The sequence below is a fragment of the Agromyces mediolanus genome (genome assembly GCF_014648575.1).
Classification (GTDB): Bacteria; Actinomycetota; Actinomycetes; order Actinomycetales; family Microbacteriaceae; genus Agromyces; species Agromyces mediolanus.
This window is the reverse complement of the sequence record NZ_BMRJ01000005.1, coordinates 57,979-70,438: the sequence shown is the minus strand read 5'-3', so window position 1 is coordinate 70,438 and position 12,460 is coordinate 57,979. Positions and strand designations below refer to the sequence as shown.

At 72.7% G+C, this 12,460-nt stretch carries 14 protein-coding genes and 1 tRNA gene; 9 read left to right on the top strand and 6 right to left on the bottom strand.

The genetic code is table 11. The features are described from left to right. The first annotated feature begins 42 nt into the window (after positions 1-42). Both IEY71_RS16290 and IEY71_RS16285 read left to right on the top strand, forming a co-directional pair. The gene (locus tag IEY71_RS16290; RefSeq protein ID WP_189086433.1) at positions 43-789 is read left to right on the top strand and encodes an AzlC family ABC transporter permease; all 747 of its coding nucleotides are present in this window, start codon (positions 43-45) and stop codon (positions 787-789) included. Further along, positions 786-1,091 (top strand): AzlD domain-containing protein, encoded by a 306-nt coding sequence (locus IEY71_RS16285; protein ID WP_189086432.1) that lies wholly within the window; start codon positions 786-788, stop codon positions 1,089-1,091. The genes IEY71_RS16290 and IEY71_RS16285 overlap by 4 nt, the downstream gene beginning before the upstream one ends. Before the next feature lie 3 nt (positions 1,092-1,094). On the opposite strand, the gene def is transcribed toward IEY71_RS16285, so the two are convergent. Then, the gene (gene def / locus IEY71_RS16280) at positions 1,095-1,661 is read right to left on the bottom strand and encodes a peptide deformylase (RefSeq protein ID WP_189086431.1); all 567 of its coding nucleotides are present in this window, start codon (positions 1,659-1,661) and stop codon (positions 1,095-1,097) included. Positions 1,662-1,702: 41 nt separating this feature from the next. Between def and IEY71_RS16275 the strand changes: the two genes are divergently transcribed. The 4 genes from IEY71_RS16275 (at position 1,703) to IEY71_RS16260 (ending at position 4,524) form a co-directional block, all read left to right on the top strand. Beyond that, a complete protein-coding gene (locus IEY71_RS16275) occupies positions 1,703-2,620 on the top strand; it encodes a DMT family transporter (RefSeq protein WP_229781810.1) in 918 nt (305 codons plus the stop codon). A gap of 159 nt (positions 2,621-2,779) precedes the next feature. Next, on the top strand, positions 2,780-4,030 hold the full coding sequence (locus tag IEY71_RS16270; RefSeq protein WP_229781809.1) for a glycosyltransferase: 1,251 nt from the start codon (positions 2,780-2,782) through the stop codon (positions 4,028-4,030). Between the two features lie 9 nt (positions 4,031-4,039). Beyond that, positions 4,040-4,113 (top strand) — tRNA-Ile (locus IEY71_RS16265). A gap of 60 nt (positions 4,114-4,173) precedes the next feature. Then, positions 4,174-4,524 carry a metallopeptidase family protein gene (locus IEY71_RS16260; RefSeq protein WP_189086430.1) on the top strand — a complete coding sequence of 117 codons (351 nt, stop codon included), beginning with the start codon at positions 4,174-4,176 and terminating at the stop codon, positions 4,522-4,524. A gap of 83 nt (positions 4,525-4,607) precedes the next feature. On the opposite strand, the gene IEY71_RS16255 is transcribed toward IEY71_RS16260, so the two are convergent. Continuing rightward, positions 4,608-6,071 (bottom strand): flotillin family protein, encoded by a 1,464-nt coding sequence (locus IEY71_RS16255; RefSeq protein ID WP_189086429.1) that lies wholly within the window; start codon positions 6,069-6,071, stop codon positions 4,608-4,610. An 86-nt stretch (positions 6,072-6,157) separates the two neighbouring features. Continuing rightward, positions 6,158-6,628, bottom strand: a complete 471-nt coding sequence (locus tag IEY71_RS16250; protein WP_189086428.1) for an NfeD family protein — start codon at positions 6,626-6,628, stop codon at positions 6,158-6,160. A 108-nt stretch (positions 6,629-6,736) separates the two neighbouring features. Between IEY71_RS16250 and IEY71_RS16245 the strand changes: the two genes are divergently transcribed. Beyond that, positions 6,737-7,054: a hypothetical protein gene (locus IEY71_RS16245; protein ID WP_189086427.1), complete on the top strand. Its 318-nt coding sequence runs from the start codon at positions 6,737-6,739 to the stop codon at positions 7,052-7,054. Between the two features lie 62 nt (positions 7,055-7,116). Here IEY71_RS16245 and IEY71_RS16240 read toward each other — a convergent pair whose 3' ends face one another. Further along, complete coding sequence (locus IEY71_RS16240) at positions 7,117-7,884, bottom strand: putative endonuclease domain-containing protein (RefSeq protein ID WP_189086426.1); 768 nt, start codon at positions 7,882-7,884, stop codon at positions 7,117-7,119. A 37-nt stretch (positions 7,885-7,921) separates the two neighbouring features. On the opposite strand from IEY71_RS16240, the gene IEY71_RS16235 reads away from it, so the two are divergent. Further along, on the top strand, positions 7,922-9,724 hold the full coding sequence (locus tag IEY71_RS16235; protein WP_189086425.1) for a bifunctional 3'-5' exonuclease/DNA polymerase: 1,803 nt from the start codon (positions 7,922-7,924) through the stop codon (positions 9,722-9,724). Here the strand turns inward: IEY71_RS16235 and IEY71_RS16230 are convergent. After that, on the bottom strand, positions 9,703-10,320 hold the full coding sequence (locus IEY71_RS16230) for a PadR family transcriptional regulator (RefSeq protein ID WP_189086424.1): 618 nt from the start codon (positions 10,318-10,320) through the stop codon (positions 9,703-9,705). The genes IEY71_RS16235 and IEY71_RS16230 overlap by 22 nt on opposite strands. A gap of 220 nt (positions 10,321-10,540) precedes the next feature. On the opposite strand from IEY71_RS16230, the gene IEY71_RS16225 reads away from it, so the two are divergent. After that, positions 10,541-11,062: a DUF3145 domain-containing protein gene (locus IEY71_RS16225; RefSeq protein ID WP_189086423.1), complete on the top strand. Its 522-nt coding sequence runs from the start codon at positions 10,541-10,543 to the stop codon at positions 11,060-11,062. A gap of 147 nt (positions 11,063-11,209) precedes the next feature. Here the strand turns inward: IEY71_RS16225 and IEY71_RS16220 are convergent, their stop codons facing one another. Further along, positions 11,210-12,445 (bottom strand): beta-ketoacyl-[acyl-carrier-protein] synthase family protein, encoded by a 1,236-nt coding sequence (locus IEY71_RS16220; protein ID WP_189086422.1) that lies wholly within the window; start codon positions 12,443-12,445, stop codon positions 11,210-11,212. Between the last annotated feature and the right edge of the window lie 15 nt (positions 12,446-12,460).

The following is a 12,460-nucleotide window of genomic DNA, read 5'->3' as shown; positions in this document are numbered from 1 at the left end:
GGGTATGCTGCGAACCGGCGCGCGGGCGCCCGAGGAGGTGCAGTGGAGGAACGTCCAGCCGGCGACGACGCGGCCGCGCGCACGCCCGACGACGCCGTCGACGAGGCGGGCGAGCGCGCCCGGGCGATCCGCGAGAGCGTCGCCGTCGGCGTCGCGACGGCGATCTACGGCATCTCCTTCGGCGCGCTCTCCGTCGCGGCCGGCCTCGACGTGTGGCAGACGGTCTTCCTGAGCCTCGTCATGTTCACCGGCGGCTCCCAGTTCGCCCTCGTCGGCGTCCTCGCCGCGGGCGGTGCGGCCGCCGGGGGCTCGGCCATCGCGACGGCGGCGATGCTCGGCATCCGGAACGTCGTCTACGGCATGCGGATGAAGCCGCTCGTCGGCGGCAGCCCGGCACGCAATGTGCTCGCCGCGTGGATCACGATCGACGAGTCCACGGCCGTCGCGCTCGCGCAGAAGCTGCCGGGCAACGCCCGCCTCGGCTTCTGGCTGACCGGGGCGATCGTCTTCGTCGGCTGGAACCTGACGACGCTCGCGGGCGCACTCATCGGCGATGCGATGGGCGACACGAGGGCCTGGGGACTGGATGCCGCGGCGGGCGCGGCCTTCCTCGGCCTCCTCTGGCCGCGCCTGAAGCGGTTCCAGGCCGGCGCCGTGGCCGTCGGCGCGGCCGTGGTCGCGGCGGTCGTGATGCCCTTCGTCATGCCCGGACTGCCCGTGCTGATCGCGGCGCTCGTGGCCCTCCTCGTCGGCTGGTTCAACCTCTTCGACCGGAGGCGCCGCGCATGACGACCTGGCACCTCATCCTCATCGCCTCCGCCGCCACACTGGCGCTGAAGCTCGGCGGCTACCTCGTGCCGGTCGGCTTCCTGGAGCGCGAGCGCCCCGCTCGCATCGCGGACCTCCTCACGGTCGCGCTGCTCGCCGCACTCATCGTCGTGCAGACGCTCGGCGCCGGGCAGGCGCTCGTCGTCGACGCGCGGGTGCCCGCGCTGATCGTCGCCGCCGCGCTCTACGCCATCCGGGCGCCGTTCATCGTCGCGGTCGCGGCGGCCGCGGTCGTCGCGGCGGCCATCCGCGCCTTCGGCTGAGCCTCAGCCCTCGAGGTCGTCGACGCCCGGCATCCAGGAGACGCCGGGGCGGCCCCAGCCGAGCTTCTTCGTGATCTTCGTCACGATCCTGCGGTCGGCGTGCGAGAGCCGGTCGGTGTAAAGCACGCCGTCGAGGTGGTCGTACTCGTGCTGGAAGATCCGCGCGAGCCACCCCTGCGCGTCGATCTCGTACCGCTCGCCGTCGAGGTCGGTGGCGCGGAGCACCGCGCGCTCGGCGCGGCGCAGCCCGAAGCGCTCGCCCGGGAACGACAGGCAGCCCTCGGACTCTTCGTCGAGGTCGGGCTCGCCGGGCGGCGGGGGAGAGATGAGGAGCTCGGGGTTGATGGCCACGCCGCGCCAGCGGACGCCCTCCTCATCGGTCCAGCCGTATGTGAAGACCCGCAGATCCACGCCGACCTGCGGGGCGGCGAGACCGACGCCCGGGGCGGCATCCATCGTCTCGAAGAGGTCGGCGACGAGCGTGCGGATCTCGTCGTCGATCGTCTCGACGGGGCGGGCGGGGGAGTGCAGCACCGGGTCGCCGGTGATTCGAATGGGGAGCACGGCCATTCGGCAAGGATATCGAGGCGCGAGCGGGTAGGGTCGAGGTCGTGGATCCGGACCTGAGCGAGCTCACCGAGCAGATCGCCCTCGACCCGCAGCAGTTCATCGGCATCCCGCTCGCGATCGCGGGCGCGGTGTTCCTGTCGCTCGGAGCTCAGTTCCAGCACCGCGGCGTCGTCAAGGTCGAGTCGCGCACCACCGACAGCCTCGGCAAGGGCCTGAGCGTCAAGCAGCTCGCCCTGCTGCTCGCCCGGCCGTCCTGGGTCCTCGGCACGCTCATGCTCGGCCTCGCGGTCGTCTTCCAGCTGTCGAGCCTGTACTTCGCGCCGCTCATCGTGGTGCAGCCGCTCGGCGCGATCGCCCTCGTGATCACCTCCATCGTGAACTCGAAGGTGAACCACGTGAAGCTGAACCGCAAGGCGATCACCGCGATCGCGCTCTGCGTCGGCGGCGTGTTCCTCTTCGTCGGCGTCGCCGCCTTCACCGCGGTCGACAAGCCCGTGACCGAGCAGCAGCTCATCACGATCCTCGTGATCCTCGCCGTCGTGCTCGTCCTCGCCGGCCTCGCGTTCGTCTTCTTCCGGCACCGCGTGCGCGCCATCTTCTACGTCATCATGGCGGGCGTCGTCTACGGCTTCGTGGCGACCCTCGCCAAGGTGGTGCTCGGACGTATCCAGCAGGGCGACTTCGAGTGGATCACGCTCATCTGCGTCATCGCGCTGCTCGCGGCGACGGGCCTCGGCGCCTACTTCGTGCAGAACGCCTACGCCTCGGGCCCGCCGGACCTGGTCATCGCCGGCCTCACCGTCGTCGATCCGATGGTCGCGGTCGCGATCGGCATCATCGTGCTCGGCGAGGCGTCGCAGGCGCCGATCTGGGCCATCCCGGTGTTCATCGTCGCCGGGGCGATCGCCGTCTTCGGCGTGTTCATGCTCGCCCGCAATCACCCGCAGACGCGGCTCTGAGCCACGCGCGACGGCCCGTCATCCCGAGGGATGACATGCGCGCGGCGAGCCGTTCGCCGCGCCCTGCGTAGACTAAGGTCGGTTGCAGCCGCGCCGACCTCGCGCGCCCACCTGGGGGACGAACCGTTCCCGACGCTCGAACTGTGAGGAACCTCCCACGTGTCAGATTCTTCCGATCCGGCGCCCGCCGAGCTCGGCACCGCCTCGAAGCGACCGCTCCGCATCCTGATCGGGGCCGACACCTTCGCCCCCGATGTGAACGGCGCCGCCCGCTTCGCGGAGCGCCTGGCCGCCGGGCTCGTCGAGCGCGGGCACGAGGTCCACATCGTCGCGCCGGCCGCGAGCCGCAAGCACGGCACGTGGAACGAGGTGCACGAGGGGCAGGAGATGGTGGCCCATCGCCTCTACAGCTGGCGCTGGTACCCGCACGACTGGCTGCGCTTCGCGCTGCCGTGGCGCATCAAGCGCAACTCCGCTCGCATCCTCGACGAGGTGCAGCCCGACGTCGTGCACTTCCAGTCGCACATCGTCGTCGGCCGGGGCCTCTCCATCGAGGCCGAGAAGCGCGGCATCCGCATCATCGGCACGAATCACTTCATGCCCGAGAACATGCTCGAGTTCACGCTCATCCCGAAGGCGTGGCAGGAGTGGGCCGTCGGCCTCGCCTGGAAGGCGGCGAAGCGCACCTTCGGTCGCGCCGAGTCCGTGACGACGCCGACCCGTCGCGCCGCCGAGTTCCTCGAGCGCTACACCGGCCTCCGCGGCGTGCACGCGATCTCCTGCGGCATCGACGCGCACAAGTACTCCCCGAACTGGGAGCCGCGCACCGAGAACCGCATTCTCTTCGTCGGCCGGGTGACGGGCGAGAAGCAGATCGACGTGCTGCTGCGCGCCGCGCTGCTGCTGCCCGCCGAACTCGACGCGAAGATCGAGATCGTCGGCGGCGGCGACCAGCTGAAGGCGCTGCAGCACCTCGCCGACGAGCTCGGCATCGCCGATCGCGTCACCTTCACCGGGCGCGTCACCGACGAGGAGCTCCGCGACGCGTACCACCGGGCGACCGTGCTCGCGATGCCGTCGATCGCCGAGCTGCAGTCCATCGTCACGATGGAGGCCATGGCCTCCGCGCTGCCCGTCGTCGCGGCGAACGCGATGGCGCTGCCGCACCTCGTGCACGACGGCGAGAACGGCTACCTCTTCGAGCCGTCGAACCCCGAAGACCTCGCGGCGAAGCTGCGCACCGTCCTCGAGGCCGACCCGGCCGAGCTGCGCCGCCTCAAGGAGGGCTCCATGCGGCTCATCGAGGCGCACGACATCCAGCGCACGCTCGCGACGTTCGAGAGTCTGTATCGTGGTGAGGCGGTGGCCGACCCGGCCACCGATCCGGCGTCGGCGGCCCGCGAGGACTGACCGGCGCAGGGGGCGGTAGCTCAGCTGGTCAGAGCAGTGGACTCATAATCCATCGGTCACGGGTTCAAGTCCCGTCCGCCCTACCCCGTCCGCGCGTCCGCCGCGGGCTCGCCTCATGCTCCGCTCCGAGGCAGAATCGAGCCATGGTCGAGATCTCCGAGGACGACATCGAGCGGATGGTCGGCGAGGTCTACGACTCGCTGCCCGAGGACATGGTGCGGGGGCTCGAGAACGTCGCCATCCTCGTCGCGGACCAGCCGCCGGGGGAGCGGCCGCGGCTCTACGGGCTCTACAGCGGCCGGCCGTTGAAGACCCGCGGCGCCTACGGCTTCGGCGAGCTGCCCGACCGGATCACCCTGTTCCGCAACACCATGCAGGAGCACAGCGCCGACCTCGACGCCCTGCGGGAGCGGGTGCGCATCACCCTCGTGCACGAGATCGGCCACTACTTCGGCCTCGACGACGCGCGGCTCGGCGAACTCGGCTGGGCGTAGCTGGGAGCGCGGACGGCGGCACGCCGACGCGAACGGGCCCCGGCGACGATCGTCACCGGGGCCCGCGCTGCGCGTGCGTCGCGCTACTTCGCGACCGCAGGCTCCTCGGCCTGCTTCACGACCGCGCCGCCGGCCAGGCCGGCGAGGATCGACGAGACGTCGAGCCCGGTGAGCGACTTCACGACCTCGGTGCCCTCGCCGAGCACCTGTCCGACGGTCTTCGTCACTGCGCTCGCGCCGTCGGTGGAGACGACCGTGAGGGTGTCGATGTTCGAGATCGGCTCGGCGGCGGCGCGCACGATCTCGGGCAGCCGCGAGATGATCTCCTGCGCGAGGGCGGCCTCGCCGTACTTCTTGAGCGCCTGCGCCTTCGCGTCGGTCGCGGCCGCCTCGGCGAGACCCTCGGCCTGGATGGCGGCGGCCTTCGCCTCGCCGTCGGCGCGGATACCGGCGGCGAGGGCCACCTGACGGTCGCGCTCGGCCTCACCGGCGAAGCGCACCGAGGTCGCGGCGGCCTCGGCGTCCTGCACCGCGGCGACCTTGTTCGCCTCGGCGATCTTGGTGCGCTTGTAGGCGTCGGCCTCGGTCGCCGCGTTCGCCGCGTCTCGCTGCGCGTTCGCGCGCTGCACTTCGGCGTACGCCTCGGCCTCGGCGGGCTTGCGGACGTCGATGTCGAGGCGCTCCTGGGTCACGAGCGCCTGCTCGGCGAGCGCCTCGCGCTCCTCGGTGGCGACGAGCTTGTCCTGCTCGGCCTTCGCGAGCAGGCCGGATGCCTCGGCTTCAGCGTTCGCGCGGTCGGTCTCGGCCTTGATCGACGCCTGGCGCAGGCTCAGGGCCTTCTGGCGTTCGGCGATCTGCTCGGCGGCCTCGATGCGCGCGAACTCGCTCGCGCGGGCGGCCTCGGCCTCGCTGATCTCGGCGACCTGGCGGGCGCGGGCGGCCTCGGCGCGGCCGAGGTTCGCGAGGTAGTCGCTGCCCGGGGTCGAGATGTCGGAGATGTTCAGCAGATCGACCTGCAGGCCCTGCTCGACGAGGTCGGCCTTGGTCTCGGAGACGACCCGGTCGGAGAGGCTCTTGCGGTCGGAGATGATCTGCTCGATCGTCATGTCGCCGACGATGGAGCGCAGCGAGCCCTCGAGCGATTCCTTGATGATCTCGGTGAGCAGCTGCTGCTGCGAGAGGAAGCGCTGGGCCGCGCGGCGCACGCCGTCCTCGTTGCCGGAGACCTTGAAGTTGATGGACGCCTTGATCGCGATCTTGATGCGGTTCTTGTCGACGCCCTCGACCGTGATGCCGATCTGGCGCTGCTCGAGCGAGATCGAGAAGCCCTGCTGGAGGATCGGCCAGACGAAGGTGCGGCCACCGATGACGACGCGCTGGCCGCTGGCCTGCTCCGGGGAGGCGCGGCCGGCGCCGCGGCCGACGATGACGAGGGCCTCGTTCGGCGGCACGCGGCGGATGCGCCGGGCGATGAAGACGAGCAGGCCGAGCAGGGCGATGACGAGCGCGATGATCGCGATCACCTGGATGAGGGTCGGGTCGAGCATGGGGGCTTCCTTCTCGGTTCGGGGCGGGGATCGGCGCGCGGGGGCGCCCGGGGGAGTCTCTGGTGTGCCGTGCGGGCACGCGGGGGCTAGTCGGCGACGACCTTCACCCGGCTGCCGGCCTGCTCGACGACGCGCACGCGCGAGCCCTCGGCGATGGGCTCGGCGGAGTACGCCATGCGGCGCTCGAGCTCGCCGGGGCCGTCGAGGCTGACCTCGCCGCCGGCGGGGGAGATGTCGGAGCGGGCGACGCCGCCGAGGCCCACGGCGGAGACGGGGGCGCCGTCGGAGCTGCGGGTGAGATTGCGCACCACGAGCACGCTCAGCACGTAGGCGACGACGGCGAGCGCGGCCGCGAGCACGTAGGCCCAGACGAGTTCGAGGCCGAGCGAGGCGGTGAGTGTGCCCGCGGCGCCGAACACGACGAGGCCGACGGCGAGCGCCGTGCCGGAGATCGCGCCGTCGCCGATCTCGAAGTGATCGAGGATGTCGCCGAGGATCAGTGAGACGAGGAGGAGGGCGAGGCCGACGCCTCCGACGATGAGGAAGGGGAGGAGCACGTCGCCGGGCCTCTCTGGTCGGGTGGAAGTGGGAGTGCGTTCACCCTATCGGCAGAGCTCCGGCCCCGCATCGCTGATCGGACGGGCCGGTCCGGATAGGGTCGAGGCGTGACGGTCGAATCGATGCCGAAGACGGTGATCTCCTGGGGGATCGGGATCGCCCTCCTCGGCGGGATCCTGATCGCGACCGCACCGTTCCTGGTGAGCGGTCCCTGGTGGGCCGTCAACACCGAGGAGTGGTCGCTCGTCATCGGCGTCTACGAGATCGTCATGGCGCTCGCCCGAGCGCTGCTCGCACCGCTCGGCGCGGCGCTCATCGGGGCCGGGCTCGTGATGAAGTACCTCGACCGTCGCCTCGCCGGAGAGCGGATCGCGGACCGGCCCCGGCGCTGGCGGTTCCCCGACCGGGCCGCCGACCACGACTGACGCGCGGCAGCTCGCCCGCCGCGAGCTCGTTCGCCGGACCCGTCGCCTCAGCTCGGCGCGGCTCAGGCCGGCGCGCCTCCGACCGGCGTGACGACGGCGAGCGCCTCGACCGCGTCGGCGCCGCGGAGCCGCACCATGCGCTCGACGATCTCGTCGGCGACGCGGCCGTCGACCGTGCGGCAGACGACGTCGTTCGGGCCGAGCGGCTCGAGCCCGCCGCCACGGACGCGGATGACGTCCCAGCCGACCTCGGCGAGCGCTTCGTCCTTCTCCCGGTCGGACGCCTCCTTCAGCCCCAGATGGGCCCGCCGCGAGCGTCCGGGGTCGTCGTACTCGATCGCGATGCGCAGCTGCGGGACGAGGATGTCGGGCCAGACCTCGTTGCGCCCGAAGAAGGTGCGCGCGACCCGGACCGCGTTCACGCGGTGGTGCAGCCGGATGCGTTCGCCGAGGAGCCCCTTGAGCCGCTGCTCGGTCATCGAGGTGCGGGTGCGCAGGCCGGGGTTCATGAAGGCGACGCCGGCCTCGCGCCGTGCGGCCGGGGCGCCCGCGCTCGTACGGCACTTCGCGCACGCGGTGCCGGTGAGCTGCTCGCGCACGCTCGCCCGGTAGCGGTCGTGCCCGCGTTCGCAGCGCCACTCGTACTCGGCGCCGATGCGGGTCTCGCGGGCGAGCCGCCCGCGCTCGGGCGGAGTCGCGCGGCGCAGCAGTTCGCCGCGCGAGCGCTGGGTCTCGGCGATGAGCATGCACAGCGGGCAGACGCGGGAGAGGCGGACGGCGCCCCGCTCCGGGTCGCCGCCGTGCCCGCAGCGGAAGCTCACCTCAGCCATGCCGGGCCTCCGGGTTCGCACTCGTCCTCATGCCGCCATGCTCGGGGGCACCACCGACACGCGCGCCGGCGATGTCGCCGGCGTGGGCCACACTGGGAACGTGCGCATCGCGATCGGCCCCCGCGACGACGGCCTGATCGCCCTCGTCGACCCCGACGCGCCCGGGCAGCCGCTCGCAGCGGTTCCCGCAGGCGAGCTCCCGGCGACGGTCGCCGCCTTCGAGCGCGACGAGTCCCCGCGCTGGGTCTGGAGCGACACCCGGCAGTGGTACCCGAAGCTGCTCGCCGCGGGGGTGCGCATCGAGCGATGCGACGACCTGCTGCTCGCCGCGGCGATCCTCGACCACTCCACCGACACGGCGACGGTGCGCGAGCACGGAGCCGCCGCGGCGCCCGCATGGATCGCCCGGCTCCGCGCCGGGCAGCTCGCGCCGGCGCCCGCCGCGCTCGGCACCGCACTGTTCGACTTCGACGACTTCGATGGCGACCAGGGCGGAGCCGGCGCTCCCGGGCCGAGCCTCGACGAGGTGCTCGCCGAAGACGCCCGCCAACGGGCGCTCACGGCCGACAGTGCGCGGCCGCGGGCCATGCGTCTGCTGCTCGCGGCCGAGTCCGCTGGGGCGCTGATCGGGGCCGAACTGCACGCCGCAGGTCTGCCGTGGAGCCGCGAGGTGCATGAACGAGTGCTCGAGACCACGCTCGGGCCGAGGCCGCGCCCGGGGGCCAAGCCCGAGCACATGGAGCGGTTCGCGGCCGCCGTGCGTCGTGAGCTCGAGGCGCCGGGGCTGAACCTCGATTCGCAGCTCGAGGTGCTCCGCGCGCTCCGCGCGGCGGGCATCCCCGTCGAGTCCACCAGCCGCTGGGAGTTGCGCGAGCACGAGCACCCCGCCATCGAGCCGCTGATCGCCTACAAGAAGCTCGCCAGGCTCGCGAGCGCGAACGGTTGGGCGTGGCTCGACGAGTGGATCGTCGACGGCCGGTTCCGCCCCGACTACGTCCCGGGTGGCACTGCGACCGGGCGTTGGGCGACCTCCGGCGGTGGCGCGCTGCAGCTGCCGAAGCTCGTCCGCAGCGCGGTGGTCGCCGATCCCGGCTGGCGGCTCGTGGTGGCCGATGCCGCGCAGCTCGAACCGCGCGTGCTCGCCGCGCTCGCCCGCGACGAGGCGATGGCCGACGCGGCCCGCGGTCGCGACGTGTACCGCGGCATCGTCGAGGCCGGCGTGGTCGAGGAGCGCGACCAGGCGAAGATCGCCGTGCTCGGCGCCATGTACGGCGCGACGACGGGCGACAGCGGAAGGCTCGTGCCACGACTCGCGCGGGCCTTCCCGCGGGCGATGGCGCTCGTCGACCGGGCCGCGGCCCAGGGCGAGCGCGGCGGCAGCGTCACGACGAACCTCGGCCGCTCCTCCCCGCTGCCGCCCGCGAGCTGGCGGGAGGTGCAGCAGCGTGCGAGCGAGCCGGAGGCCAGCCCGGCCGACGAGCGCCGCGCCCGCAGCTCCGCGCGCGACTGGGGCCGCTTCACCCGCAACTTCGTCGTCCAGGGCAGCGCCGCGGAGTGGTCCCTGTGCTGGATGGCGGCGCTCCGCTCTCGCCTCGCCGCGATGGAGCCGTCCGCGAACCGAGCGGCGGCGTCCGGCCCGGTGTTCGAGGCGACGCCGCATCTCGTCTACTACCTGCACGACGAGATCATCGTGCACACGCCGGCCGAGCGTGCCGAGGAGGTCGCGGCGGCGGTCGCCGAGTGCGCGGCCGAGGCGGGTCGCCTGCTCTTCGGCGACTTCCCCCTCGACTTCCCGCTCGACCTCGCCGTCGTCGACAGCTACGCGCTGGCCGAGGGCTGAGCCGAACGGCGTCGACCGCGCTTCGGGCGCACGTCCGAGGGGGCGAACGCGAGCGCTGCGGCGTCCTCCGCGGCGTCGACCTCGTCGAGCCACGCCAGGGCGGCCCGAGCGCGCGCCGCATCGGCAGCGGCGGCCAGCCGGCCCAGACGGGCGCCGGCCGAGGCATCCGCCTCAGGCTGTTCGCCGGCCGAGGCGGCGTTGGCGGCCACCTCGCTCGCGGCGGCGAGCCGCGCGAGCCAGCGTTCGCGTTCGGCCGCGAGCACGGGGGAGAGCGGCACCTCGGGCAGCGACGCGGCGATGAGCACGCGGTCGAGGCTCTCGTCCCACGGGTCGGCGCCCGAGGCATCCGTACCGGAGAGCCATCCCGCGACCACCGTCTCGCCGCTCGCGGTGAGCCGGTGCAGCGGCAAGCCGTCGTCGGTCGCGCCGGCCGAGGTGATCAGCCCCGCCTTCGAGGCGCGCTCGAGCGTGGCGTAGCTCTGGCCGACGTTGATCGCACGCCGGCCGCCCGTGCGTTCGGCGAGGCCGCCGTGCAGGGCGAAGCCGTAGGCCGGGCCCATGCCGAGCAGTGCGAGCAGTGCTTCGCGAACGGCCACCGTGCGCCTCCGATCCTGAGCTGAAGAACTCCTCACCGAGCATAGTGTTCCCGGGGAGGGGTCCGCCACGCCGTCTCCGGCCGCGACGCGCCGGGAATTCTTGTCATTCCGCCTGATGCGAGGCATAATCGCGGGTGACGGCAGTGCCGTCGGCAATCGAAGATCCGCCCGTTCGTTCCGAGGTCGTAGGGGAAGACGCACCTCAGAGAACGGAGTAGAGATGGCGGAGCAGCTCACGCGGGCCACGCGCGCCGCGCGAGGAGTGCTGTTCGTGCACTCCTCGCCACGAGCGATCTGCCCCCACGTCGAGTGGGCGGTAGGACGCACGCTCGGCGTGCCCGTGAACTTCGACTGGCAGGAGCAGCCGGTGCTGCGCGGCAGCATGCGCGCGGAGTACTACTGGGAGGGCGCGCAGGGCGACGGCGCGCGGCTCGCCTCGGCGCTGCGCGGCTGGGACCATGTGCGGTTCGAGGTGAGCGAGGACCCCGGTGCCGGCAGCGACGGCGCGCGCTGGATGCACACGCCGGACCTCGGCATCCACTTCGCGCAGACCGACAGCGCCGGCAACGCCGTGGTCCCCGAGGACCGCGTCCGGTACGCGCTCGAGCTGGCCGGGCACGACCCGGTCGAACTGCACCGCGAGCTGCGCCTCGCACTCGGTCAGGCGTGGGACGACGAGCTCGAGCCGTTCCGCCATGCGAGCGACTTCGCTCCGGTCGTCTGGTTGCACCAGGTGGGCTGAGCGGATGCCGCGGGTCGCCTGCGGCGCGACGCGGAGGTCGGATGAGATTCCCGGCGACCGTACGAGCGAAGCGGGCGGCCCGATGTCGACGGCCCCGGTGGGAATCCCACCGGGCCCGTCGTCATGCGCCGTGCGAACGGCGTCGGATCATGCGGAGCGGAACGCGATGACCGCGTTGTGCCCGCCGAAGCCGAAGGAGTTCGAGATCGCGAGCTGGTCGCCGGCGCCCAGATCCTGCGACTCGCCGGAGACGCGGAACGGGACCTCGGGGTCCTGCTCGGTGAGGTTGATCGTCGGCGGCGCCTGACGGTCGCGGATCGCGAAGATCGTGAAGATCGCCTCGAGCGCGCCCGTGCCGCCCAGGAGGTGGCCCGTCGACGCCTTGGTCGCCGACACGGGGATGTCGTCGATGCGGCTGCCGAACACGTTCTTCAGCGCCTGGTACTCGTTCGGGTCGCCCACCGGCGTCGAGGTCGCGTGCGCGTTGATGTGCGTGACCTCGTCGGGCGTCGCGCCGGCCTGGGCGAGTGCGAGCTCGACCGCCCGGGACGCACCGCGGCCCTCGGGGTCGTTGGCCGTGATGTGGTACGAGTCGGCCGTGACGCCGCCGCCGACCACGTAGGCGTAGATCTTCGCGCCGCGGGCCTTGGCGTGCTCCTCGGTCTCGAGGATGAGCGCTCCGGCGCCCTCGCCCATGACGAAGCCGTCGCGGTCGATGCTCGTCGGACGCGAGGCGTGCGCCGGGTCGTCGTTGCGGCGCGAGAGGGCCTGCATCGACGCGAAGGACGCGATCGTGATGGGGTGGATGGCCGACTCGGTGCCACCCGCGATGACGATGTCGGCGAGGCCGTCCTGCAGGTGCTTGACGGCGTTCACGAGCGACTCGGTGCTCGAGGCGCACGCGCTCGCATAGGTGCTCGCGTAGGCGCGGGCGCCGAAGTGCAGCGAGAGATTGCCCGCGGCGGCGTTCGGCATGAGCATCGGCACGGTCATGGGCAGCACGCGGCGGGGGCCGCGCTCGCGCAGCGTGTCCCAGGCGTCGAGCAGCGTCCAGACGCCGCCGATGCCGGTCGCGAAGTCGACGCCGAGACGCTCGGGGTCGACCTCGGGGGCGCCGGCGTCGGCCCAGGCCTCCTTGGCGGCGATGAGCGCGAACTGGGAGGCGGGGTCGAGCCGCTTGGCGACGGGGCGCTCGAGGACGGCCTCGGGGCGCACGATGGCCTCGGCCGCGAAGGTGACGGGAAGCTCGTACTTCTCGACCCAGTCGTGCTCGAGGCTGCGGGCGCCGGACACGCCGGCGCGCAGGGCGTCCCAGCTCTCGGGGGCGGTTCCACCGAGCGGCGAACTCGCACCGATGCCGGTGACGACGATGTTCTTGGTCATGACGAAAACACTCCG